Consider the following 23,122-nt stretch of genomic DNA (forward strand, 5'->3'; position numbering starts at 1 on the left):
CGCTGGCACGACCCGGTCACATCCGGGCCCGGCACGCGTCATGATGGGACCATCCCCGGGGGAGGACACCATGACGCCGCATCCGCTGACCACCACGCTCGAACGCGAGCTGCCCGCCGCCGCCGGTGGCTGCCAGCAGTCCTACGGCCGCATCGTGCTGGCCTGCCAGAACACGGTCACCGCGATCGCGCTGGCGATCACCCGCGACGTGCACGCCAGTGAGGACATCGCGCAGGAGGCCTTCATCAAGGCCTGGCAGCAGCTCAACCAGTTGCACAGCCATGCCAGCTTCCTGCCATGGCTGCGCCAGATCACCCGCAACCTGGCCCGCGACTGGCTGCGCGCCAACCGCGGCCGTCCGCTCTCCGGCGAAGCCGCCGAAATCGCCATCAACATGGCTGCCGACCCCAGCCCGAGCGCTCCGGAGCACCTGCAGCGGGTGGAAGAGGAACTGGCGGCCGAAGAGATCATCTCGGCGCTGCCCGAAGACAGCCGCGAGACCCTGCTGCTGTATTACCGCGAAGGCCAGAGCTCGCAGCAGGTCGCCGATCTGCTCGGCCTCAGCGACGCCGCCGTGCGCAAGCGCCTCTCGCGCGCACGTGCCACCGTGCGCGACGAGATGATGCGCCGCTTCAGCGAGTTCGCACGCAGCAGCGCGCCGAGTGCCGCGTTCGCCACGACGGTGGTCTCGATGGTGCTGGTCGCCGCGCCCGGTACGGCCAGTGCCGCGATCCTGCTCGGTACCGGGCTGGGTACCAGCAAGCTCGGGCTGGGCGGTGCCAGCGTTTCCGGCGGTGCCGCCCTGGGTTCACTGAGTGCGGCGGCCAGCCAGAGCCACGTGCTGCCGCCGGATTTCGCCTGGGGCGCGATCGCCGGCAGCGTGGTCGGGGGCGTACTGGGCAGCTACCTGGGGGGCCGTTACCTGCTCTCGTACGCCGAGAACGAGAGTGAGCGAGCCGCCATCCGCGGGTTCGTGCACTACAGCACGTTCACTGCCATGCTGACGTGCGTCGCCGTCTTCGCCCTGAGCTTCCTGCCGCTGGCCTGGTACTGGCCCGTGGTGGCGTTGGCGATCGGGCTTGGCCTGATCAACTATCAGTGTCTCGTTCCGCTGCAGCGGATCATGGCCCCGATGATCGCGCGCGATGCGGCGCGCCATGGACGCACCGGCCCGAACTGGAAATACGAGTCGCTGTACGGCCGCAAGGCGCTGTGGGTGATGAACCTGTTCGTGGTCGGCACCATCGTCTGGGCGATGTACAGGAACGGCCGGATCTGACACAGAAAAGCGCCGGTCGATGACCGGCGCTTTCGTCCTGCAGCTCCAGCGGGATGCTTACTTCGCCGCCGGTGCCTTCGGCGCCATCGGCGGCTTGCCGTCGCGGTGCTTGCCATCGCGATGATCGCCACGCGGGCCAGCGAACGGGCCCTTGGCTGCATCGAACTCGGCCTTGCTCAGCTGGCCGTCCTTGTTGGTGTCGGCCGCGGCGAACCAGGCGTCACGATGCTGCTTCATGCGCAGCTCGCGGTCGGCCTTGTCCAGGTAGCCATCCTTGTTGACGTCCATCTCATCGAAGCGCGCGGCCAGGCGCGGATCGGCCTTGGCTTCCTCACGGCTGATGCGGCCATCCTTGTTGGTGTCCAGCTTGGCCATCCAGTCGCCATGGCCACCCGGGCCACGCCCGTGGCGCTTGCCGTGCCCGCGCGGCAGTTCCTCGCGGGAGAGCTTGCCGTCCTTGTTGGTGTCCAGGGTGTCGAACTGCGCGGCCAGGCGCGGGGCCTTCGCCGCTTCGGCGCGGTCGATGAAGCCATCGCCATTGGTATCCAGCTTGGCGCGGGCAGGCTTGTCGCCGGCGACGGGGGTATCGGCGGCGACCGCCAGGCCGGCAGCACCGGTGGACAGCAGCAGGGCCAGCAGCAGGAGGGATTTGCGGTTGCGCATGGGTAACTCCGGTTCGTAAGGGATTCTGCGTGTGGTGCATGGCACCCACACCGGTAACAACGCGTGGGCGCCAGCAGCGTTGACAGCCCGGCCGGCCACGTTCATTTGGCAGACAGTCGCGCCGGCTGCGACGGCACGGGGCTATGCTGTGGGCATGGCAATACACGGCGACCGCGACGACGAGCTGCGACTGTTCCAGACCGGCGACCACCCCTGTGGCTACTGGCCGGAACGGGCCGCACGCGATCTGGTGCTCGATCCCAACGATCCGCGGCTGGGCACGCTGTACCCGATGGCGCTGGGCTGGGGCTTCCGCCGCTCCGGCGATCTGGTCTACCGCCCGCACTGCGCCGACTGCCACGCCTGCGTGGCCGTGCGCATCCCCGTGGCCCGCTTCGCGCCGGACCGCAGCCAGCGCCGCTGCCTGGCCCGCAATGCGGACCTGGAAGTGCGCATCGTCGCGGCCCAGCAGACCGACGAGCAGTTCGCGCTGTACCACCGCTACCTCACCCACCGCCACGCGCAGGGCGGCATGGACGAGCACGGCCCGCACGAGTTCGACCAGTTCCTGATCGGGCGCTGGTCGCAGGGCCGCTTCATCGAGATCCGCGGCCCGGCCGCGGACGGCCACCGCGGCCCCCTGCTCGCTGTCGCCGTGACCGATGTGACCCCGCAGGGGCTCTCGGCGGTCTATACCTTCTTCGACCCGGACCAGGCCCATCGCGGCCTGGGCACCTTCGCGATCCTGCAGCAGATCGCCTGGGCCCAGCGCGAGCAGCTGCCGCACCTGTACCTGGGTTACTGGATCCGCGACCACCGGAAAATGGACTACAAGCGACGGTTCCGCCCGCTGGAGGCCTACGATGGGCGCCGCTGGCACGCCTTCGATGACGAACGGGACGGCCGCTGACGCAACACTGACACCGTGCCGGGTGCAAAATAGGCGGATGAAAGCCCATCCCCTGATCCTTGCCCTGGCCCTGCTCTGCGGCGCCTGCGCACAGACCCCTGCCAAGACCGCCGCCATGCCGGAGACTGCTTCCGCACCGCTGCGGATCGCCACCTACAACACCTCCCTGTACAGCGACGAGACCGGCGGCCTGATCGCCGAGCTCGAAGGCGACAGCGAACACGCGCGCAAGATCGCCGCCGTCCTGCAGCAGGTCCGCCCGGATCTGGTGCTGCTCAACGAGTTCGACTACGACGATGCCCACCGCGCCGCCGACCTGTTCCAGCAGCGCTACCTGGAAGCCGCCCAGCCCGGCGGTGGCGAGCCGCTGCACTACGCTTACCGCTACCTCGCCCCGGTCAACACCGGCGTGCAGAGCGGCCTGGACCTGGACAACAACGGCGAGATCGGCGGCGAAGGCCGCGCCCGTGGCAACGATGCCTGGGGCTACGGCCTGCACCCGGGCCAGTACGGCATGCTGGTGCTGTCGCGCTACCCGATCGACGAGGCCAAGGTCCGCAGCTTCCAGCTGCTGAAGTGGAGCACCATGCCCGGCGCGCTGCGCCCGATCGATCCGCGCACCGGTAAATCCTTCTACAACGACCACGTCTGGTCGCAGCTGCGCCTGTCCTCCAAGTCGCATTGGGACGTGCCGGTGAACACCCCGAACGGCACCGTGCACGCCCTGGTCTCGCACCCCACCCCGCCGGTCTTCGACGGCCCGGAAAAGCGCAACGCCGCCCGCAACCACGACGAACTGCGCCTGTGGCAGGACTACCTCAAGGACCGCGACACGTCCTGGCTGTGCGATGACCGTGGCCACTGTGGCGGCCTTCCGCAGGACGCGCGCTTCGTCATCCTCGGCGACCTCAACAACGACCCGATCGACGGCGACGGCCGCCACGAAGCCATCGTCGAACTGATCGAAAACCCGCGTGTCCTGCGCTACCCCACCCCGCGCAGCGTCGGCGCCGAACAGACCAGCCTGGCCTACGCCGAAAAAGGCATCGTCCGCAAGGGCGCCCCCTTCCATGCCACCGGCGACTTCGGCCCGAAATCCGGCACCATGCGCCTGGACTACGTGCTGCCCTCGGTCGGCTTCAGCTACCTCGGCAGCGGCGTGTTCTGGCCGTCCAATGACAGCCCGGAAGCAAAAATCGCCGACGGCAGCGACCACCACCTCGTGTGGGTCGACCTGAAGTAAGGCCCGCGTCGCTCTTAACAAAAAAACGGCGAGCCAAGGCTCGCCGTTTTTCGTTTGCTCCGCTGTTCGAACCGCGCAACCGACCTTCCACGAGGAGGTGATCGGGCAGACCGATCACCTCACACCGGCAGCACCCAAGGCGCCCTGCCTCACGACCGCAACTCGATCCCGATCGCCTCGGCGGCCTCACGCGCGATCTTCCGCGCCTCATCGATGTCCGCCCCCCGCGCCAGTGTCACCCCGACCCGGCGATGCCCATGCACGCTCGGCTTGCCGAACAGACGCAGTGCCGAATCCGGATGCACCAGCGCCGCGGCCACGTTGCTGAAGAACGGGACACCCTCGCCGTGTGCCAACAGCGCGCACGAGGCCGACGGACCGCTCTGGCGGATCACCGGAATCGGCAGCCCCAGGATCGCGCGCGCATGCAGCGCGAACTCACTGAGCTCCTGCGAAGCCAACGTCACCAGACCGGTGTCATGCGGACGCGGCGACACCTCGCTGAACCACACCTCGTCGCCCTTCACGAACAACTCGACCCCGAACAGACCCCAGCCGCCCAGCTCATCGGTGATCGCCTGCGAGATCTCCTCGGCCCGTGCCAGCGCACGCGGCGACATCGGCTGCGGCTGCCAGCTCTCGCGATAATCCCCGTCCTTCTGCCAATGGCCGATCGGGGCACAGAACGACGTGCCACCGGCATGGCGCACGGTCAGCAGCGTGATCTCGTACTCGAAGTCGATGAACCCTTCCACGATGCAGCGCCCGGCCCCGGCACGGCCGCCGGTCTGCGCGTACTCCCAGGCCGGGGCGATGTCCGCCTCGCTGCGCAGCGTGCTCTGGCCCTTGCCCGAGGAGGACATCACCGGCTTGACCACGCACGGCAGCCCGATCGCCGCCACGGCGGCACGGTACTCGGCGTCGGTATCCACGAAGCGGTACGGCGAGGTCGGCAGGCCCAGCGTCTCGGCCGCCAGACGGCGGATGCCCTCGCGGTCCATGGTCAGGCGCGCGGCACGCGCGGTCGGCACGACCCGCAGGCCCTGCTCCTGTTCCAGCTGGACCAGCGTCTCGGTGTGGATCGCCTCGATCTCCGGCACCACCAGGTGCGGCTTCTCCTGCGCGATCAGCGCGCGCAGCGCCATCGCGTCGAGCATGTCGATCACGTGCGAGCGGTGCGCCACCTGCATCGCCGGGGCATCGGCATAACGGTCGGCGGCGATCACCTCCACCCCCAGCCGCTGCAGTTCGATGGCGACCTCCTTGCCAAGTTCACCGGACCCCAGCAGCAGCACACGGGTGGCGGAAGGAGACAGCGGCGTACCGAGCGTGGACATGGCGGTGTTCCGGGCAACAGAGACGGGAGGGCATTCTAGCCGCTGCGGCCGCCCCATGGCCGGCTGGCCCGGCACTTGCGGACTGATATCAATTTGATATCGTCCTATCAACTACCCAAGGACGCCCTGCCATGAAAGAGAAGTCGATCCGCTCGCTGTCCGGCCTGCCCTTCCTGCTGCTGGTCCTGGCCCTGACCGGGCTGGCGGCCTGGCTGTTCGTGGCCGGCGTGGAGCGTGGCAACCGCAACCCGGCGCTGATCGTGGCAGGCCTGCTGCTGGCCACCACCGCCCTGGTCAGCCTGGTCGGGTTGTATACCGTGCAGCCCAACCAGGCGGTGGTGGTCAGCCTGTTCGGCAAGTACGTCGGCACCGTGAAGGAGAACGGCCTGCGCTGGAACAACCCGTTCTTCACCAAGGTCAAGGTGAGCCAGCGCGTGCGCAACTTCGAAAGCGGCAAGCTGAAGGTCAACGAGCTGGACGGCAGCCCGATCGAGATTGCCGCGGTGATCGTGTGGCAGGTGGTGGACGCCTCCGAGGCCGTCTACAACGTGGACGACTACGAAAGCTTCGTGCACATCCAGTCCGAATCGGCGCTGCGTGCGATGGCCACCAGCTACCCGTATGACCAGCACGAGGAGGGCCAGTTGTCGCTGCGCAGCCATGCCGCCGAGATCTCCCAGCACCTCAAGGACGAACTGGCCGAGCGCCTGGCCGATGCCGGGGTGCAGGTGATCGATGCGCGCATCAGCCACCTCGCCTACGCACCGGAAATCGCACAGGCCATGCTGCAGCGCCAGCAGGCCAACGCGGTCATTGCTGCGCGCACGCGGATCGTGGCCGGTGCGGTCGGCATGGTTGAGATGGCCCTGGCCGAACTGCAGAAGAACGGCGTGGTCCAGCTCGATGAAGAGCGCAAGGCGCACATGGTGAGCAACCTTTTGACCGTGCTGTGTTCGGACCGTGGCACCCAGCCGGTGGTCAACGCCGGTTCGCTGTATTGATGCACCAGCATGCCGGCCCATGGTCGTCAGCTGCCAACGCAACCCGGCGCCGAGGGGACGGCACGGGGTGTAGAAAAAGGACCCCCGCATGACCGAAAAGAAAGCGTACCCGCTGCGTATCAATGCCGACGTCCTGGCGGCGGCGCAGCGCTGGGCCGACGACGACCTGCGCAGCCTCAATGCGCAGATCGAATACGTGCTGCGTGATGCACTGCGCAAGGCCGGACGCCTTCCCAGACCCACCACCGACAAGGAGAGCAAGTCATGAGCAAGCGCTGGAACTACCTGACCATTGAGGTGAAGCCGAACCTGATGGGAATCGTCAACGCCGAGCAGATCCAGCAGGAACTGACCAGGCAGGGCCAACTGGGCTGGGAGCTGGTCAACGCGATCAGCCTGGTGTCGGCACCTCCGTTCACGACGACGGTGCTGCTCTTCAAGAAGGAGGCATGAGGTGAGTGCACTTCACCGCTTCGACGTCGCCCCATCGCCGGCCTGGCGGTTGCTGTGGTTGTGGGTTCCGCTGCTGCTGGTCGCTGGCGTGATGGTGGGCACCGCGCTGGATGCACCGGAGCGCTCGCACACCGAACTGTTCATCACCCTGCCGTTCCTGGCGGTGCTGGCCGCGGCGCTGACCTGGGCGTACACCCGGCGCAGCATCGTGCTGCACCAGGACACGCTGGAGGTGCAGTCGACCTTCTACCGCAAGCGCGTGCCGGTGAGCGCCATGCGCCTGGATGAGGCGCGCATCGTCGATTTCGCCGAGCATGGCCGCTACAAGCCCACGATCAAGACCAACGGCTACGGCATGCCCGGGTTCCAGTCCGGTCATTACCGGATGGCCGACCGCAGCAAGGCATTCTGCCTGATCACCGACAGCAGCCGTGTGCTGCACCTGCCGCTGCGCGATGGCAGCGCCGTGCTGGTCAGCCCGGAGCGCCCACGGGCACTGCTCGATGCGCTGCAGGTGCTGGCCGGACCGCCGCGCGCGCACTAAGCTGACCGCATGCGCCGATCTCCCGCCCTGCTGATCAACACCGCCGAGATCGAACTGTGGCCCGGCGGCCTGCTGCGTGCACGCGGCTCTGCCGACGCGCGCGCCCTGGCCCGCGCCCAGTGGGTACTGCGGCGCAAGCGCGATGGGCGCTACCTCGCCGTCGCTACCGCCCACGGCGTGCTGCCGCTGGTGCCGCGCCTGATGCGCGAGCCGGGCATAGAGGAGGCGCTGGATGCGTTGGACCGCCAGCTGCTGGAGCACCGCCGTGGCGGCGCGCCCGATGCGGTGCTGCCCCTGAGTGGACTGCAGCATCGCCTCGAAACCCTCGGGATTGATGCCGATGCCTACGAGGCCGCGACCGGACTTGCACTGGAGGCCGAACCGGCGCAGCTGCACCTGGCCGGGTTCGACCGCTACCGTCGCCCCCTCTGGCTGCGCCGTGAGGCCGCCCGGGGCTGGCAACGCCTGCGCCAGCAGGCGTCCGCCGATGGCATCGCACTGGATGCGATCTCCGGTTACCGCAGCCACGATTACCAGCTCGGCATTTTCGCGCGCAAGCGCGGCCGTGGGCTGAGCGTGGAGGACATCCTCACGGTCAACGCCGCGCCCGGGTACAGCGAACACCACAGCGGCTACGCGTTGGATATCGGCACCCCGGGCGAACCGCCGGCGGAAGAATCGTTCGAGTCGACTGCCGCGTTCGCGTGGCTGGGCGAGCATGCCGGGCGCTTCGGGTTCCAGCTGAGCTACCCGCGCGACAACCCGCACGGGATCGTCTACGAACCGTGGCACTGGTGCTGGCGCGCCGCCACACCCTGACCGGGGCGCCGAAGCCGCCGGCCGCGTAGCCTCACCCCTGCGAACGATTGGTCGTCGCCTTCGGATCCACCGTGAAATCGGCGATCCGCCACAGGTACAGGCTGGCGTAGGTCCGGAACGGCCCCCATTTCTCGCCGCGGGCGAGCAGCTCTTTCGGGCTGGGCATCCGCTCGGCCTTGTCCACGCGCTGGGCGCCCTTGCGGACCCCCAGGTCGTCCACCGGCAGGATGTCCGGGCGGCCGAGCCGGAACATCAGCATCATCTCCACCGTCCAGCGGCCGATGCCGCGGATCGGCACCAGCGCATCGATGATGGCGTCGTGGTCCATCACCGACATCCGGCGCAGGTCGGGAATCTCGCCGGCCGCCTCGCGCCGCGCAAGGTCGCGCAGCGCCAGTGTCTTGTTGCCCGATACCCCGCACACCCGCAGCCCCGCATCGTCGATGCGCGACAGCGTATCGGCATGCAGACGGGGGCTGCCGATGGCGGTCTCCACGCGCCCGACGATGGTCGAGGCCGCCTTTCCGCTGAGCTGCTGGAACAGGATCGCGCGCGCGAGCGCATCGACCGGGTCGAAGGTCTTCGCCCAGCCGGGCTGCGCCTGGATGGGGCCGAGCCGCTTCATCCAGGTGCCCAGCCGCCGGTCGCGCCGACTCAACCAGTCATGCGCTTCATCAACATCGAAGCCGCGGCGGTACCGGGGCATGTCAGCGCCTCAGCGCATTCAGGCCGTAGGCCAGCCAGCCCACCATCAGCGCGGTGCCACCGACCGGCGCCAGCTGGGTGCTGAGCTTCCACAGCGCGCCAGCCACCAGGCTGCCGGAGAACAGCAGCGTGCCGATCAGCAGGACATACAGCGCCAGGCGGCCCAGCGTGTTCTGCTGCGTGGGGCCCAGCACCGCCAGCGCCACGCCGTGCCCGAACGCGTACAGCGCCGCCGTGGTCACGTGCGACTGCGCCAGCGGGTCGGCGATGCCGTGCGAAGCATAGGCCGACAGCCCGACCGCGGTGGCCGCCAGCAGGCCGCCCAGGCCGGCCAGCAGGGAGGGTTTGCGCGTGCGTCGTTCCAGGTTGAGCATGCTTGCGTCCTTCAGACAGTGCCCCGTGGCCGGAGCCAAAAAAAAACGCGCCGCAGGAAGCGGCGCGTTTCAGGTCGTGCGTTACATCACGGCAACCGTCGGTTTACTTGACGGCCCAGTAGATGTCGTACGTGCCTTCCGGAGTGAACGACTTGTCCACGCCGTCCTTCCAGGACTCGTACGGACGATCGATCACTTCGTTGCCGCCGGTCACCGACCACGCACGCAGGGCGTTGCGGGCGATGTCCAGGCCAGCCATGTGGCCGGTGTAGGCCGCGTGGGCCGAACGGTGCGGAGCGACATGCACGTACTTGACCGGGGCACCACCGTCGATCTTCACCGTCAGGGCTTCGGCAGTCGCGCCTTCAGCACCCTTCTTCTTGACCGGCTGGGCCACGTCGAAGGCGTACTTCTCGGCGCCGAAATCGGTGGTGATGATGCGGAACGGACCGGCGGCTTCGAGGTTGTTGGCCTCCATGACGCGCTTGATCCACTCCTGGTTGTCCTTGATGGACTTGGTGATGGTTTCCTGGCCGCGGTCCACATTGCCGGCGGTGACGACCAGCAGGTCCTCGGCCGGGACGTCCACGATGGCCAGATCGGTCAGCGGGGCTTCGGCGGTGCGGTAGTCCACGTTCGGCACAGTGGCCAGCATGTTGGCCATGCGCGACAGACCCAGCTTCAGGTCGTCACCGGCGTGACGGCTGACGTACAGGCCAGCGTAACGACCGAACAGGTTGAAACCGTACTTGACGTTGTAGTCCTGCGTGATCTTGACGTTGCGGCCACCCTTGCCGGTCGGCTCGAGGGTGAAGTTGGTCACCTTGTCGTGGCCCTTGCTCTCGTCCTCGATGGCGATGGCAACGTGCTTGTTCTGCTCGGACTCGGTGATCACCCAGCTACCCTGGCCCAAGGAACCTTCCTTGGAGGTGTAGTCCAGGCGTGCGCCGACGCCGGCAGCGGGGCCGGAGTGCTTCAGTTCAACGGCGGGATCGCGCAGCAAGAGCGGGTTCCAGTCCTTGAAGCGGCGCAGGCTGTTGACCGTGTCGAACACGATCGTCATCTTGCGGTTGGTCTCGATGCTTTCGGAAATATGGCGCTCGCCCGGCAGACATACGCCAATGATGACGAACAGGCCAGCCACGATCCCCAAGGCGATCAGGAACTCGATAATACGGGTCATTCAGGAGTCTCCGGGGCCGATCCCACGGCCGGGTTGATTGAAGCGAAGCGCCAATCCTAGCAGGCTTCGCCGGTGTTGTTGATCAGGGTTGGCACACCGGTTTCCATGTCGGCAGCGGTTTTGCATAGACAAGGAGCGGAAAGATAACGCATCGCGCGTGTCAGCACGTAGCGGATGGACAATATTTCTTTGCCGGATTCGGCCGTCAGGCCCGAAAACACCCCCGCATCGCTTGCGCCGCAAGGGTTTCACGAAATTCGGCAAATACATCGGGACCGGCGGCTGCACGATGGCCTCCGCCGGTCCGCCCGGCTCAGACCAGCTGCAGTTCGAAGGCCTTGAGCACGGCCCGGGTGCGGTCGCGCACGCCCAGCTTGGAGAGGATGTTGGACACGTGGTTCTTGATGGTGCCCTCGGCCACACCCAATGAATTGGCGATCTCCTTGTTGGAGAAGCCGCTGGCCATCAGCCGCAGGATCTCGGTCTCGCGGTCGGTCAGCGGGTCGGGCCGGTCCAGGCTCACGAACTCGTTGCGCATGTGCTCCAGCCCGGACAGCAGCCGCTGGGTGACCGCCGGCTGGACCAGCGATCCGCCATCGGCCACGGTCCGGATCGCCCCCACCAGCTGGTCCAGGGTCACATCCTTGAGCAGATAGCCCTTGGCGCCGGCCTTGAGCCCGGCCAGCACCAGCTGGTCGTCATCGAAGGTGGTCAGGATGATGGTCGGCGGCAGCTGGTTCAGCCGCGACAGCATCTGCAGCGCCTCCAGGCCGGACATCACCGGCATGCGCATGTCCATCAGGACCACGTCCGGGCGGACCTGCGGGACCACCTCGACTGCCTGGCGGCCATCGGCGGCCTCGGCGACCACCTCGATGCCGTCATCGAGCGCCAGCAGCGAGCGGATCCCCTGCCGCACCAGGGTTTGGTCGTCGACCAGGCAGACGCGAATCATCAACGCACTCCTTCAATGACAGCGCTCAGCATCAATACTGGCACGCCGGGTACCGAGGCACGAAGGCGGAAGCCCTGGCCCCGGCGGGTTTCGATCTGCAGCTCACCACCGCATTGTTGCAGGCGCTCGCGCATCCCGCGCAACCCGTTGCCGACCACGATGCCGTCGGCCCCCACCCCGTCATCATGCGCTTCCAGCACCACGATGCCCGGTGGCTCGCGCCGGACCTTGATCCACAGGTTGCGCGCGCCGGCGTGGCGCACCGCATTGGTGATGATTTCCTGGGTGCAGCGCAGCAGTACGTGGGCCCGCTCGGGGTCTTCCACGCTCAGCGGCTCGTCGATATCCAGGTGGATGTCCAGCGAGGGGACCTGCTCGGTCAGCGGGCGCAGGGCCGCGGCCAGGTCGATCGCGCCGCTGTCGCGCAGCTGGCTCACCGCCTCGCGCACGTCGGTCAGCAGCAGCTTGGCCAGGGTGTGGGCCTGGTGCACATGCTCCTGGGCCTGGCCCTCGGTGATGTGGCCGGCCACCTCCAGGTTGAGGCTGAGGGCGGTGAGGTGGTGGCCCAGCAGGTCGTGCAGCTCGCGGGAGATGCGGGTGCGTTCATTGACCCGGGCGCTTTCGGCCAGCAGCACGCGGGTCGCGCGCAGCTCGGTATTGAGCCGGCGCTGTTCCTCGCGGGCATCGGTCTGCTGCCGGGCCACCAGGCTGGTCACGAAGATGAACATGGAGAAGCCGCCATACAGCAGCGACTGCATCACCGCCTCGAACAGCGAGAAATTCAGGATCAGGTAGTAGACCGGCAGGACCGCCAGCTGGCTCAACAACAGCCAGATCACCCCGCCGCGCACCGGCAGCATCCAGGGAATGACCCCGGCAGCGACCATCATCAGGATGCTGCCCAGGCCCGAACCGCTCAGGTAGCTCACGCCCAGCGCCGAGGCAGTGAGCAGCACCAGCATGACCCGGTCGTACCAGCGCGAGTGGCCGCCGTTGCGCAGCCCGCGGGTCAGCCAGAAGTAGCCGGCACCGAAGGCCAGGTACGCGGCGAACAGCCACAGCGCCCACGCATCGACGCCACCGCCGCGGCGCAGCAGCGCTTCGTACTGCGAGTAAACCAGAGGAAGTCCGACCATGACCCAGGTGAACAGGCCGGCCAGTCGCAGTACTCGGGTGTGGCTGAGGTATCCCAACATGGACGCATAGTAGGCTGAACCTGTTCCCCTGCACTCCCACAGAAGTCATGCCTGTCGGCTCGCGGGGGGAAGCCACCCATGCAATAATCGGACCGAGGGCCCCTCGATGGGCCAACCGCGTTACCCCACGGAGTCACAATGTCGATTGTCATCCGCGACGTGCGCGAGCACGAGCTCGATTCCGTCCTGGCCCTGAACAACAATGCCGGCCTGGCCATCCTGCCGTTGGATGCCGCTCGCCTGCGTCTGTTCTATGAAAGCGCTGAGTATTTCCGCGTCGCCGAGCGCGACGGCAACCTGGCCGGTTTCCTGATCGGCTTCGGCAGCGACAGCCAGCACGACAGCAGCAACTTCGCCTGGTTCAAGCAGCAGCTGGATACCAAATTCTTCTACATCGACCGCATCGTGGTCGCCAGCCGCCGTCGCGGCGGCGGTGTCGGCCGTGCGTTCTATGCCGACGCCCAGAGCTACGCCGAGCTGCGCTATCCGCAGCTCACCTGCGAAGTCTTCCTGGACCACGGCGCCGATGCCGCCCTGCTCTTCCACGGCAGCTTCGGCTTCCGCGAAGTCGGGCAGAACAACATGGCCCACGTGGATGTGCGCGCCAGCATGCTGCTCAAGGACCTGTGCAGTTACCAGTGGGTGCACGACACCTACGGTGACCAGCTGCCGGATGTGCCCTGGGTGGGCCATCGCCGCGAGCCGCTGCGCGCGCAGCAGCAGACGGGGACCTGATCGGTGGCAGCGAACATGGATTTTGAACAGGCCGGTGAACTGAAGATCGGCCAGGTCGGCATCGCCAATCTGCGCATCCGCACCCTCGATGTCGAACGCCTTACCCGGGAAATGCAGGAACGCGTGGCGCGTGCGCCGAAGCTGTTCGGGCGTGCCGCAGTGATCCTTGATTTCGGCGGACTCAGCAAAATACCCGACGTGGCCACCGCCAAGGCACTGCTGGATGGCCTGCGCAGGGCCGGCGTGCTGCCGGTCGCGCTGGCCTATGGCACCACCGAAACCGACCTGCTCTCCCAGCAGCTCGGCCTGCCGCTGCTGGCCAAGTTCCGCGCCCAGTACGAGCGTGCCGAAGCCGAGCCGGCTCCCGCGCCGGTGGCTGAGCCGCCGCGCCGTTCGCGTGCCGCTGCCGCCGTACCCGCGGCGCCTGCCCCGAATGCCGTGGCCACCGGTGGCGCACCCAAGCCGGGCCGCATGCAGACCGTCAATGTCCGCTCGGGCCAGCAGCTGTACGCGGAGAACTGCGACCTGACCGTCATGGCCACCGTCGGCGCCGGCGCCGAAGTGATCGCCGACGGCAGCATCCACATCTACGGTACGCTGCGGGGCCGTGCCCTGGCAGGTGCCCAGGGCAACACCACGGCGCGTATTTTCTGCCGTGAATTCCACGCTGAACTGGTCGCCATCGCCGGCCATTACAAGGTACTGGACGATGTTCCGGACTCCCTGCGCGGCAAGGCCGTGCAGGTGTGGCTGGAACAGGACCAGATCAAGATCGCTGCGCTGGACTGACGCAGCCCCCAAACAGAAGAATCAGGAGAAATCCTTTGGCTGAAATCATCGTAGTCACCTCCGGCAAGGGCGGCGTCGGCAAGACCACCAGCAGCGCCAGCCTGGCCTGCGGGCTGGCACGTCGTGGCAAGAAGGTGGCCGTGATCGACTTCGACGTCGGCCTGCGCAACCTCGACCTGATCATGGGCTGCGAGCGCCGCGTGGTGTACGACTTCGTCAATGTCGTGCACGGCGAAGCGACCCTCAAGCAGGCCCTGATCAAGGACAAGCGCTTCGACAACCTGTACGTGCTGGCTGCCTCGCAGACCCGCGACAAGGACGCGCTGACCCAGGAAGGCGTGCGCAAGGTGCTCGACGACCTGGTCGCCGACGGCTTCGAATACATCATCTGCGACTCCCCGGCCGGCATCGAGAAGGGCGCGTTCCTGGCGATGTACTACGCCGACCGTGCGGTCGTGGTGGTGAACCCGGAAGTGTCTTCGGTGCGCGACTCGGACCGCATCATCGGCCTGCTCGACTCGAAGACCCACAAGGCCGAATCCGGCAAGAACGTGCCGGCCTTCCTGCTGCTCACGCGCTACAGCCCGGTGCGGGTGGAAAGCGGGGAGATGCTCAGCATCACCGACGTCGAAGAAGTGCTGGGCCTGAAGGCCATTGGCGTGGTGCCCGAGTCGGGCGACGTGCTCAATGCGTCCAACAAGGGTGAACCGGTCATTCTGGACCCCGAATCGGCGGCGGGCCAGGCATACGAAGATGCGGTTGGCCGCATCCTTGGCGAAGAGCGTCCGATGCGCTTCACCACCGTGGAGAAGAAAGGCTTCTTCAGCAAGCTGTTCGGAGGGTAAGCATGGGACTGTTCGATTTCCTGAACCGAAAGAAGACCACTGCCGAAACGGCCAAGAACCGCCTGCAGATCATCATCGCGCAGGAACGCAGCCACCGCGGCGGCCCGGACTACCTGCCCCTGCTGCAGCGCGAGCTGCTGGAAGTGATCAAGAAGTACGTCAACATCGACGCTGATGCGGTCAAGGTCGACCTGGTCAAGGACGGCGAGCACGATGTGCTCGATATCTCCGTCGCCTTGCCGGAAGGCCCGCAGCAGCCCTGATCGACATCGCCCCTTCCGGACCGGAAGGGGCGGTTGAGCGGTAACCCATGAACGACGCTGCCCCCACCGCCGAACCGCAGGTCACCCGCCTCGGCGATATCCGTTTCGACGACGCCCACGCCCTGCTCGCCGCCCACGATCTGCGCCTGCATCGTGTGGCCGATGGCGCGCCGATTCCGGGCAGCTATTGGGGCGAACCCGAAGCCGGCATCATCGGCAGCGACGTCTATGTCCGCGATGACACGCCCGTGCACTCGATGCTGCACGAAGCCTGCCACCTGATCGTGCTGCCGCCGGAGCGGCGTGCGCTGGTGCACACCGATGCCACCGATTCGGTACCCGAAGAAGACGCCACCTGCTACCTGCAGATCGTGCTGGCCGGGCAACTGCCGGGGGTAGGCAGCGCGCGCCTGATGGCCGACATGGATGCGTGGGGGTATACGTATCGGTTGGGGTCTACGAAGGCGTGGTTCGAGCAGGATGCGGAAGATGCAAAAGCCTGGCTGGTCGAACGCGGCCTTCTTACCGCGTAAATCCGCATGTGCGGTAACTCCCGGGCGCGTGGCGACGCGCCAATCGCATCGGCGCCGGGGTCTTCACTCGGCGCGGTTCGAGCGGGACGGTGAAGATGCACTTGCCTGGTTGATCTAGCGCAGGTTGCTTCTGCCGTAGAGCCGACCGTTGGTCGGCTGTCGTGCGCTGTGACGCGACGTTACAGCAGCCGACCAACGGTCGGCTCTACCCTGCCATCGCGCGCAGGGTGATGCCCACGATATAGGCCAGGTACGTGCCCGTCGCGTAGCCCATCGTGCCCAGCAGCACGCCGACCGGTGCCAGCGAGGGGTGGAACGCCGCCGCGACCACGGGCGCCGAGGCCGGCCCGCCGATGTTGGATTGCGAGCCGATCGCAAAGTAGAAGAACGGCACCTTCAGCGCGCGGGCCAGCGCCCACAGCAGCACGATGTGCACCGCGATCCAGATCAGGCCAAGCAGGAACAGCCAAGGGCGGTCCAGCAACGCCAGCAGATCCATCTGCATGCCGATGCAGGCGATCAGGAAGTACAGCAGCAGCGAACCCAGCTTGGAGGCACCGGCGCCTTCCAGGTTGCGCGCACGGGTGAAGCTCAGCGCCAGGCCGCAGGTGGTGGAGATCACCACCACCCATACGAAGGGCGCGTCCAGGCTGAACTGCGAGGCCCAGGCGACATGGCCCTTGAACCACGCCGAGACCGGACCGGCGATCGCATGCGACAGCCCCACCACGCCGAAGGCAACGGCGACGATCAGCATCAGGTCGGTCAGGCTGGCCACGCGCTCGTGCTGCGCCTGGAAGGCCTGGATGCGCAGCTTGAGCGCATCGATGCCCGAGGTATCGGCCCCACTGCGCGCATCGATCTTCGCCGAACGCCCGGCCATGAAGATCAGCACCGCCATCCACACGTAGCCGACACCGACATCGACCACCGCGAACTGCCCGAAGGTGGTCGCGTTGACATCGAACACTTCGCGCATCGCCAGCATGTTGGCACCACCGCCGATCCAGCTTCCTGCCAGCGCGGCCATGCCGGCCCAGGTGTCGCCGGCCACGGTTGCCGGATGCAGCCACTTCATCAGCTGGAACGCGACCACCGCGCCGACCATGATGCTCAGCGAGGCGCCCAGGTACATCACGATCAGTTTCGGTCCCAGCCGCAGGATGCCCTTGATATCCACGGCCAGGGTGAGCAGTACCAGCGCAGCGGGCAGCAGGATGTCGCGGGCGACCGGGTTGTAGAGATGGGTGTTCTGGCCATCGATCAGGCCGACGGTGTTGTACACCCCGGGAATCAGGTAGCACAGCAACAGGGCTGGCACGTAGGTGTAGAAACGCTTCCACGGCCCCTGCTCGCGCGAGGCAGTCCAGAACACGGCGCCGAGGGTGGCGGCGATCAGGCCGAAGACGACGATGTCGTTCTGGATCAGAGCGGGTGCTTTCACGGGTGTGGAGTGCCTGGACGATGGGCGTGCGATTCGGCACGTTTCGGGAAACAATCACGGGTAGAGCCGACCGTTGGTCGGCTGCCGTAAAAGAGCAGCCGACCAACGGTCGGCTCTACCGGTTACGCCACCGACGATGGTCGGTTACAACGCCGGCAATAGCCGGTCACACCGCCGACAATGGTCGGTTACAACACCACCGATCGCCGGTGACACCACGGCCAACGAGACCCGGTGCCATGAACAAACGCCGCCCCTGGGGGCGGCGCTTCAAACCGGGTTACTCGCCGATGTGCTGCTTCAGCCAGCCGTTGACGGTGTCATGCCACTGCACGCTGTTCTGCGGCTTGAGCACCCAGTGGTTCTCGTCCGGGAAATACAGGAACTTGGACTCGATGCCCTGGCGCTGCGCGGCGGTGAACGCCGCCAGGCCCTGCTCCACCGGAATGCGGTAGTCGAGCTGGCCGTGCACGATCAGGATCGGCTTCTTCCAGTCCGAGACGTGGTTGACCGGGTTGAACTTCTCGTAGTTGGCGGCCTTCTCATACGGCGTGCCGCCCTGCTCCCACTCGGTGAACCACAGTTCTTCGGTGGCGTAGCCCATCATGCGCTGATCGAACACGCCGTCATGGTTGACCAGGCACTTCCACGGCTCGTTCCAGTTGCCGGCGATCCAGTTGACCATGAAGCCGCCGTAGCTCGCGCCCAGCGCGCATGCCTTGTCGCCGTTGAGGAACGGGTACTGCTTCTGTGCCGCGGCCCAGCCCTTCTGCAGATCTTCCAGCGGGCGGTCGCCCCAGTGCTGGCTGATCGCGTCGGTGAAGGCCTGGCCGTAACCGGTGGAGCCGTGGAAGTCGATCATGACCACTGCGTAGCCCTGGCCGGCGTAGGTCTGCGGGTTCCAGCGATAGCTCCACCCATTGCCGAAGCTGCCCTGCGGGCCGCCGTGGATCAGGAACGCGACCGGGTAGCGCTTGCCTTCCTGGTAGTTGTACGGCTTGACCACGTATCCGTGCACGGTCTCGTTGTTCCAGCCCTTGAACTGGAACTGCTCGTAATCGCCGAAGGCGACATCGGGCAGCATCTCGCCGGCGCTGGGGGTGATCTCGCGCGGGTTGGCGCCATCGAAGGCGGCCACGACGATCTGGTCGCCGCTCTTCAGGCTGTTCTTCGTATACGCCAGGGTAGTGCCGGCGATCACCGGCGAGCCGATGCTGCCGCCGTCCACCACCACTTCGGCCTTGCCGGTGGCGATGTCCACGGCGAACAGGCGGTGCTCGCCCATGTCGTCGGCGCTGGTGTAGATCAGGCTGCCGTCACCGGACAGCACGATCTCGCCGGCCGAACGATCCCACTTGGGGGCGATCTCGCGGGTCTTGCCGGTCGCCACGTCCATCGCCATCAGGCCGAAGCGGTCCGCTTCGAAGCCCGGGCGCTTCATGGCACGGTAGTACAGGGTCTTGCCGTCGGCACTGAACACCGGGCCGGCATCCCAGGCCGGGTTGGACGCGGTCAGGTTGACCGGCGCCTGCTTGCCCTCGGCATCCAGGCGGTACAGGTCGAAGTTGGTCGACCACGGCTCCTGCTTGCCGGCCACGCGGATCGCGGCGACCACGCTCTTGCCATCCGGCGACCAGGTGAAGTCGTCATTGCCACCGAACGGCTTGGACGGTGCATCGCCGGCCAGCGTTGCGCTGATCGCCGAGGCGCCCTTCACCGCCGCGGCCTTGGCGGCCGGCAGCGGCGCCACGAACAGCGTGTTGCGGCGGCCGTCGGCCCAGGTGTCCCAATGGCGCACGAACAGGTTGTCGAACACCTCGCCGGTGTTCTTGCGCGCCTTGTGCGCGTCCAGCTTCTTGCTGGTGCAGGCCAGGTCCGAACCGCAGTCCTGGAACACGCCGCTGCTGAAGGCCACGCGGTCGCCCTGCGGGGAGACGTGGAAGCTGTCCACATCGACCGGGAAATCGGTCAGCTGGCGCGGCGTGCCGCCGGTGGCCGGCTGCGCGTAGAGCTGCTGGCTGCCGTTCCTGGCGCTCAGGAAATACACGGTCTGGCCATCGGCCGACAGCGCGGCGGAATTGACGTTCCAGCCGGCCGGGGTCAGCGGCTTGGGCGGGGCCAGGTCGCGCGTGCGCAGGTTGCGGATGTACAGGCCGGTGCTGGCCTTGCTGTCGGTGCCGACCACGCGCTTGGCGAAGATGACGTTGCCGCCATCGGCGGTGAGCAGCGGGCTGGAGACCCGATCCAGCGCGATCATGTCGCGCACATCCAGGCCACGCGTGGCCGCCAGCGAGGGCATCGCGGTCAGCAGGCACAACGGCAGCAGGGCGTAACGAAGTTTCATCGGGGTCTCCGCGGAACGGCAAAACGCCGATGTTAGGGCCGCAAGGGCCGCACATGCAAAGGCCATCGGTCATGCCGGCGCATTGGCTGAACGCAGAAACGACGCACCCCGCCGCAGCGGGGTGTGTCATGACCCGGATCGGAGTCGTTGTTGCTTAGACCGAACCCACCGCGCGCTTGCCGGTGCGGTAGATCAGCCAACCGACCAGGAACAGCACGGCCAGGCCGATCCACTGCGCGCCCGGCAGGTGGAACGGCAGCGCCAGCACATCGGCGCGGCTGCTGACCACGATCGGGATCGCGATGGCGATGCCCATCAGGGCTTCACCGGTGATCAGGCCGGCGGCGAACAGCACGCCCGGCTTGTGCACGCGGTCACGGCCTTCTTCATCATCGCCACGGATCTTGTGGAAGCGCTCCACCAGGTAGGCGATCAGGCCACCCAGGAAGATCGGGACCATCAGTTCCAGCGGCAGGTAGATGCCGATCGCCGCGGCCAGCACCGGCACGCGGAAGCGGGCATTGCGCGACTTCAGCCAGCTGTCGAAGGCGATGATCGCCGCACCGACCACCGCACCGATACCGATGAAGGTCCACGGCAGCTCGCCGCCAAACAGGCCCTTGGCCACCGAGGCCATGAGGTTGGCCTGAGGCGCCGCCAGCGCGTTGGGATGCAGCTCGGACTTCACGCCGATGCCGTAGGCGGTGGCCAGCAGGTTCAGCACCGGAGCCATGATCAGCGCGCACGAGAACGCGCCGATACCCAGCATCAGCTGCTGCTTCCACGGGGTGGCGCCGACGATGTAGCCGGCCTTGAGATCCTGAAGGTTGTCACCGCCGACCGCGGCCGCGCAGCACACCACCGCGCCGATCATGATCGCGGCCACCGCGCCCAGCGGCGCACCGCCGATGCCGACCGGGGTCAGGCCATCCTTGCCGAGCAGCAGCACCAGTACCGCCGAGGCGAACAGGATGGTGGAGATGGTGATGCCCGAGACCGGGTTGTTGGACGAGCCGATCAGGCCGGCCAGGTAGGCCGAGACCGAGACGAACAGGAAGCCGGCCACGATCATGATCAGGGTCATCGGGATCGACACGTGCCACTGGCCCACGATGGCCTGGTACAGCGCCAGCAGCGGCAGGGTGAACACCACCAGGGCCACCAGCATCCACTTCATCGGCAGGTCGCGTTCGGTGTGCGCCAGCGCCGGGCCACCGCTCTTGCGGGCCGCGGCAAAGCCACTCTTGACGCCGTTGAGCAGCGACTTGCGCAGCGAGATCAGGGTCCAGACGCCGCCGATCAGCATCGCGCCCACGCCCAGGTAACGCATCTTCGCGCCCCAGATGGCGAAGGCCGCTTCCGTCGAACTGGCCGTGGCGATCGAGGCCGCCAGCGCCGGATCGGTGTTCATGAAGAACGCCTGGTACAGCGGAATGGCGATATGCCAGGTCAGGATCGAGCCGGACACCACCACGATGCCGACATTCAGGCCGACGATGTAGCCCACGCCCAGCAGCGCCGGGGACAGGTTGGTGCCGATGAAGGCGGTGATCTTCGAGGTACCGACGTAGGCCGAGGTGGCCCAGGCATCCGGGATCAGGCGCAGGCCGCTTTCGGCGGCCAGCTTCACGAAGGCGCCGATCACCGCCGACACGGCCAGGATCTTCAGGCCCGGGCCCGGGTTTTCACCGGCCTTGAGCACTTCGGCGGCGGCCTTGCCTTCCGGGAACGGAAGCGGATCTTCCACGATCATCGAACGCCGCAGCGGCACCGAGAACAGCACGCCCAGCAGGCCACCCAGACCGGCGATGCCCAGCACCCACCAGTACTTGAAGTCCGGCCAGTACCCCATGATCACCAGCGCGGGGATGGTAAAGATCACACCGGCGGCGATCGACGAACCGGCCGAAGCACCGGTCTGGACGATGTTGTTTTCCAGGATCGTGCCACCGCCGAGCAGGCGCAGCACCCCCATGGAAATGACCGCGGCGGGAATGGCGGTGGCGATGGTCAGGCCTGCGAACAGACCCAGGTAGGCGTTGGCGGCCGACAGAATCACCGCCAGCACGATGGCAAGCACCACCGCACGGAAAGTGAGCTGGCGTGGCGCAGCGTCGTTGTTCATGGAAGCCCCTGCTGGCAAAAAATCCCTGCCACGCTAGCGTTCATGTACGGGCAAGTCCAGTAGTGCCGGCCGCTGGCCGGCAACGCTTCACCGCCCGATCGAGGCGCCGGTTGACCTGCGCGTGCCACCGGAGTGGCCACACGCCGGACTCGGCAACGTCCCAGGCCGGGCCCGTCCACTTTAGTTATGTTATATCCTATCGCACCAAGTAACCGGCGCCGCTGTGACGCATTCCCCCGCCTCCCGCCTGACCTCCATCGACCAGCTGCGCGGCACCGTGATCGTGCTGATGCTGCTCGACCACGTGCGCGAAACCTTCTACCTGCATGCCCAGGTGGCCGACCCGATGGTGGTGGACCAGGTGGAGCCGGCCCTGTTCGTCAGCCGGCTGTTGGCGCATCTGTGTGCCCCGGTGTTCGTGCTGCTGACCGGCCTGTCGGCCTGGCTGTACGCCAGCGGCAAACGGGATGGGCGCCGGGCCGCCTCGGCCTTCCTGCTCAAGCGCGGCCTGTTCCTGGTGGTGCTGGAACTGCTGGTGGTCAATTTCGCCTGGACGCTGCAGTTCCCACCGAGCGTCGTCTACCTGCAGGTGATCTGGGCAATCGGGATCAGCATGATCGCGCTGGCCGGGCTGCTCTGGCTCCCGCGCGGCGCGCTGGCGGTGCTGGCGCTGGCCGTGATCGCCGGGCACAACCTGCTCGATGGCATCCGCGTGCAGGGTGACGGGGCGCTGGCCGTGTTGTGGAAAGTGCTGCACCAGCGCGACTGGATCACGGTGACCGACGGGCTGCGCCTGCGTACCTCGTATCCGGTGCTGCCGTGGATCGGCGTGATTGCACTGGGCTGGGTGATCGGCCCGTGGTTCGCACGCGGCGGCGATGCCCTCCTGCGCCAGCGCCGCCTGTGGATGGCCGGTGCCGGTGCGCTGCTCGCCTTCGTGCTGCTGCGGGCGATCAACGTTTACGGCGACAGCCCGTGGCAGTCCTTGGCCACGTTGGGCAATACGCTGATGAGCTTTTTCAACGTGACCAAGTACCCGCCCTCGCTGCTGTTCCTGCTGCTGACCCTGGGCATCGGCCTGCTGTTGCTGCGCCTGTACGAACAGCCGCGCGTGGCCCGGGCGCTGGCGCCATTGGCCGACATCGGCGCGGCGCCGATGTTCTTCTACCTGCTGCACCTGTATGTGCTGAAGCTGCTGTACGTGCTGGCCGAAGCCCGCTGGGGCCAGACCCATGGCGGGTACTTCGCGGTCGATCACGTGGCGAGCCTGTGGGTGATCACCGCGGTGCTGGCAGTGGCGCTGTATTGGCCGACACGGGCATTCGCGCGGTTCAAGGCGCGGCGGCGGGATCTGGCCTGGCTTCGCTATCTGTAAGCGCGCA

24 protein-coding genes are annotated in these 23,122 nt (G+C 67.0%); 14 read left to right on the top strand and 10 right to left on the bottom strand.

The features are described from left to right. The first annotated feature begins 70 nt into the window (after positions 1-70). On the top strand, positions 71-1,279 hold the full coding sequence (locus ORK51_RS10880) for an RNA polymerase sigma factor (protein WP_070473422.1): 1,209 nt from the start codon (positions 71-73) through the stop codon (positions 1,277-1,279). A 57-nt stretch (positions 1,280-1,336) separates the two neighbouring features. On the opposite strand, the gene ORK51_RS10885 is transcribed toward ORK51_RS10880, so the two are convergent. Then, positions 1,337-1,942, bottom strand: coding sequence for an EF-hand domain-containing protein (locus tag ORK51_RS10885; RefSeq protein WP_070426856.1), 606 nt, complete (start codon positions 1,940-1,942; stop codon positions 1,337-1,339). A 154-nt stretch (positions 1,943-2,096) separates the two neighbouring features. Here ORK51_RS10885 and ORK51_RS10890 point away from each other — a divergent pair, with 154 nt between their 5' ends. Beyond that, positions 2,097-2,852: an arginyltransferase gene (locus tag ORK51_RS10890; protein ID WP_266084914.1), complete on the top strand. Its 756-nt coding sequence runs from the start codon at positions 2,097-2,099 to the stop codon at positions 2,850-2,852. After that, positions 2,830-4,095: an endonuclease/exonuclease/phosphatase family protein gene (locus ORK51_RS10895; RefSeq protein WP_429000654.1), complete on the top strand. Its 1,266-nt coding sequence runs from the start codon at positions 2,830-2,832 to the stop codon at positions 4,093-4,095. The genes ORK51_RS10890 and ORK51_RS10895 overlap by 23 nt, the downstream gene beginning before the upstream one ends. A 149-nt stretch (positions 4,096-4,244) precedes the next feature. Here ORK51_RS10895 and purT read toward each other — a convergent pair whose 3' ends face one another. Then, complete coding sequence (purT, locus tag ORK51_RS10900) at positions 4,245-5,432, bottom strand: formate-dependent phosphoribosylglycinamide formyltransferase (protein ID WP_046272202.1); 1,188 nt, start codon at positions 5,430-5,432, stop codon at positions 4,245-4,247. A 131-nt stretch (positions 5,433-5,563) separates the two neighbouring features. Here purT and ORK51_RS10905 point away from each other — a divergent pair, with 131 nt between their 5' ends. The 5 genes from ORK51_RS10905 to ORK51_RS10925 all read left to right on the top strand — a co-directional run bounded on the left by ORK51_RS10905 (position 5,564) and on the right by ORK51_RS10925 (position 8,249). Continuing rightward, positions 5,564-6,433 (top strand): SPFH domain-containing protein, encoded by an 870-nt coding sequence (locus tag ORK51_RS10905; RefSeq protein ID WP_070426852.1) that lies wholly within the window; start codon positions 5,564-5,566, stop codon positions 6,431-6,433. Between the two features lie 88 nt (positions 6,434-6,521). Next, a complete protein-coding gene (locus tag ORK51_RS10910) occupies positions 6,522-6,701 on the top strand; it encodes a type II toxin-antitoxin system antitoxin (protein WP_266084918.1) in 180 nt (59 codons plus the stop codon). Then, a complete protein-coding gene (locus ORK51_RS10915) occupies positions 6,698-6,886 on the top strand; it encodes a DUF4177 domain-containing protein (protein WP_070426851.1) in 189 nt (62 codons plus the stop codon). Before ORK51_RS10910 ends, ORK51_RS10915 begins: the two co-directional genes overlap by 4 nt. Before the next feature lies 1 nt (position 6,887). Continuing rightward, the gene (locus tag ORK51_RS10920; protein WP_266084919.1) at positions 6,888-7,430 is read left to right on the top strand and encodes a PH domain-containing protein; all 543 of its coding nucleotides are present in this window, start codon (positions 6,888-6,890) and stop codon (positions 7,428-7,430) included. A 9-nt stretch (positions 7,431-7,439) separates the two neighbouring features. Then, on the top strand, positions 7,440-8,249 hold the full coding sequence (locus tag ORK51_RS10925; protein ID WP_070426849.1) for a M15 family metallopeptidase: 810 nt from the start codon (positions 7,440-7,442) through the stop codon (positions 8,247-8,249). A 31-nt stretch (positions 8,250-8,280) separates the two neighbouring features. On the opposite strand, the gene ORK51_RS10930 is transcribed toward ORK51_RS10925, so the two are convergent. From ORK51_RS10930 to ORK51_RS10950, 5 genes are all read right to left on the bottom strand, one after another. After that, positions 8,281-8,955 carry a DNA-3-methyladenine glycosylase family protein gene (locus ORK51_RS10930; protein WP_266084920.1) on the bottom strand — a complete coding sequence of 225 codons (675 nt, stop codon included), beginning with the start codon at positions 8,953-8,955 and terminating at the stop codon, positions 8,281-8,283. A 1-nt stretch (position 8,956) separates the two neighbouring features. After that, complete coding sequence (locus tag ORK51_RS10935) at positions 8,957-9,328, bottom strand: DUF423 domain-containing protein (protein ID WP_019184537.1); 372 nt, start codon at positions 9,326-9,328, stop codon at positions 8,957-8,959. A 103-nt stretch (positions 9,329-9,431) separates the two neighbouring features. Beyond that, positions 9,432-10,511, bottom strand: coding sequence for a polyketide cyclase (locus ORK51_RS10940; protein WP_019184538.1), 1,080 nt, complete (start codon positions 10,509-10,511; stop codon positions 9,432-9,434). 313 nt (positions 10,512-10,824) lie between these two features. Further along, complete coding sequence (locus tag ORK51_RS10945) at positions 10,825-11,466, bottom strand: response regulator (protein ID WP_019184539.1); 642 nt, start codon at positions 11,464-11,466, stop codon at positions 10,825-10,827. Next, positions 11,466-12,662, bottom strand: a complete 1,197-nt coding sequence (locus ORK51_RS10950; protein ID WP_019184540.1) for a sensor histidine kinase — start codon at positions 12,660-12,662, stop codon at positions 11,466-11,468. Before ORK51_RS10950 ends, ORK51_RS10945 begins: the two co-directional genes overlap by 1 nt. A gap of 138 nt (positions 12,663-12,800) precedes the next feature. On the opposite strand from ORK51_RS10950, the gene ORK51_RS10955 reads away from it, so the two are divergent. From ORK51_RS10955 to ORK51_RS10975, 5 genes are read left to right on the top strand one after another with little or no spacing between them, the layout of a single operon-like run. Beyond that, complete coding sequence (locus tag ORK51_RS10955) at positions 12,801-13,397, top strand: GNAT family N-acetyltransferase (RefSeq protein ID WP_019184541.1); 597 nt, start codon at positions 12,801-12,803, stop codon at positions 13,395-13,397. 15 nt (positions 13,398-13,412) lie between these two features. Continuing rightward, positions 13,413-14,186 (top strand): septum site-determining protein MinC, encoded by a 774-nt coding sequence (gene minC / locus ORK51_RS10960; RefSeq protein WP_266084923.1) that lies wholly within the window; start codon positions 13,413-13,415, stop codon positions 14,184-14,186. A 35-nt stretch (positions 14,187-14,221) separates the two neighbouring features. Next, complete coding sequence (minD, locus tag ORK51_RS10965; protein WP_019184543.1) at positions 14,222-15,031, top strand: septum site-determining protein MinD; 810 nt, start codon at positions 14,222-14,224, stop codon at positions 15,029-15,031. Positions 15,032-15,033: 2 nt separating this feature from the next. After that, complete coding sequence (gene minE / locus ORK51_RS10970) at positions 15,034-15,294, top strand: cell division topological specificity factor MinE (protein WP_017355894.1); 261 nt, start codon at positions 15,034-15,036, stop codon at positions 15,292-15,294. Positions 15,295-15,341: 47 nt separating this feature from the next. After that, positions 15,342-15,827 (top strand): hypothetical protein, encoded by a 486-nt coding sequence (locus ORK51_RS10975; protein ID WP_266084924.1) that lies wholly within the window; start codon positions 15,342-15,344, stop codon positions 15,825-15,827. 205 nt (positions 15,828-16,032) lie between these two features. Here ORK51_RS10975 and ORK51_RS10980 read toward each other — a convergent pair whose 3' ends face one another. The 3 genes from ORK51_RS10980 to ORK51_RS10990 all read right to left on the bottom strand — a co-directional run bounded on the left by ORK51_RS10980 (position 16,033) and on the right by ORK51_RS10990 (position 21,740). Next, a complete protein-coding gene (locus ORK51_RS10980) occupies positions 16,033-17,271 on the bottom strand; it encodes a DUF819 family protein (protein ID WP_172838052.1) in 1,239 nt (412 codons plus the stop codon). A 280-nt stretch (positions 17,272-17,551) separates the two neighbouring features. Then, positions 17,552-19,615 (bottom strand): S9 family peptidase, encoded by a 2,064-nt coding sequence (locus tag ORK51_RS10985; RefSeq protein ID WP_019184546.1) that lies wholly within the window; start codon positions 19,613-19,615, stop codon positions 17,552-17,554. Between the two features lie 154 nt (positions 19,616-19,769). After that, positions 19,770-21,740: an OPT family oligopeptide transporter gene (locus tag ORK51_RS10990; protein ID WP_019184547.1), complete on the bottom strand. Its 1,971-nt coding sequence runs from the start codon at positions 21,738-21,740 to the stop codon at positions 19,770-19,772. Between the two features lie 223 nt (positions 21,741-21,963). Between ORK51_RS10990 and ORK51_RS10995 the strand changes: the two genes are divergently transcribed. Continuing rightward, positions 21,964-23,115 (top strand): acetyltransferase domain-containing protein, encoded by a 1,152-nt coding sequence (locus ORK51_RS10995; RefSeq protein WP_266084925.1) that lies wholly within the window; start codon positions 21,964-21,966, stop codon positions 23,113-23,115. Positions 23,116-23,122: the final 7 nt, after the last annotated feature.

Origin of the sequence: Stenotrophomonas sp. RIT-551 (assembly GCF_026241915.1) — a bacterium.
GTDB lineage: Bacteria > Pseudomonadota > Gammaproteobacteria > Xanthomonadales > Xanthomonadaceae > Stenotrophomonas > Stenotrophomonas bentonitica_A.

Coding starts and splice junctions, on each gene's coding strand:
- ORK51_RS10880 (WP_070473422.1), top strand. CDS start 71: ATGACGCCGCATCCGCTGACCACCACGCTCGAACGCGAGCTGCCCGCC.
- ORK51_RS10885 (WP_070426856.1), bottom strand. CDS start 1,942: ATGCGCAACCGCAAATCCCTCCTGCTGCTGGCCCTGCTGCTGTCCACC.
- ORK51_RS10890 (WP_266084914.1), top strand. CDS start 2,097: ATGGCAATACACGGCGACCGCGACGACGAGCTGCGACTGTTCCAGACC.
- ORK51_RS10895 (WP_429000654.1), top strand. CDS start 2,830: ATGACGAACGGGACGGCCGCTGACGCAACACTGACACCGTGCCGGGTG.
- purT (WP_046272202.1), bottom strand. CDS start 5,432: ATGTCCACGCTCGGTACGCCGCTGTCTCCTTCCGCCACCCGTGTGCTG.
- ORK51_RS10905 (WP_070426852.1), top strand. CDS start 5,564: ATGAAAGAGAAGTCGATCCGCTCGCTGTCCGGCCTGCCCTTCCTGCTG.
- ORK51_RS10910 (WP_266084918.1), top strand. CDS start 6,522: ATGACCGAAAAGAAAGCGTACCCGCTGCGTATCAATGCCGACGTCCTG.
- ORK51_RS10915 (WP_070426851.1), top strand. CDS start 6,698: ATGAGCAAGCGCTGGAACTACCTGACCATTGAGGTGAAGCCGAACCTG.
- ORK51_RS10925 (WP_070426849.1), top strand. CDS start 7,440: ATGCGCCGATCTCCCGCCCTGCTGATCAACACCGCCGAGATCGAACTG.
- ORK51_RS10930 (WP_266084920.1), bottom strand. CDS start 8,955: ATGCCCCGGTACCGCCGCGGCTTCGATGTTGATGAAGCGCATGACTGG.
- ORK51_RS10935 (WP_019184537.1), bottom strand. CDS start 9,328: ATGCTCAACCTGGAACGACGCACGCGCAAACCCTCCCTGCTGGCCGGC.
- ORK51_RS10940 (WP_019184538.1), bottom strand. CDS start 10,511: ATGACCCGTATTATCGAGTTCCTGATCGCCTTGGGGATCGTGGCTGGC.
- ORK51_RS10945 (WP_019184539.1), bottom strand. CDS start 11,466: ATGATTCGCGTCTGCCTGGTCGACGACCAAACCCTGGTGCGGCAGGGG.
- ORK51_RS10950 (WP_019184540.1), bottom strand. CDS start 12,662: ATGTTGGGATACCTCAGCCACACCCGAGTACTGCGACTGGCCGGCCTG.
- ORK51_RS10955 (WP_019184541.1), top strand. CDS start 12,801: ATGTCGATTGTCATCCGCGACGTGCGCGAGCACGAGCTCGATTCCGTC.
- minC (WP_266084923.1), top strand. CDS start 13,413: ATGGATTTTGAACAGGCCGGTGAACTGAAGATCGGCCAGGTCGGCATC.
- minE (WP_017355894.1), top strand. CDS start 15,034: ATGGGACTGTTCGATTTCCTGAACCGAAAGAAGACCACTGCCGAAACG.
- ORK51_RS10975 (WP_266084924.1), top strand. CDS start 15,342: ATGAACGACGCTGCCCCCACCGCCGAACCGCAGGTCACCCGCCTCGGC.
- ORK51_RS10985 (WP_019184546.1), bottom strand. CDS start 19,615: ATGAAACTTCGTTACGCCCTGCTGCCGTTGTGCCTGCTGACCGCGATG.
- ORK51_RS10990 (WP_019184547.1), bottom strand. CDS start 21,740: ATGAACAACGACGCTGCGCCACGCCAGCTCACTTTCCGTGCGGTGGTG.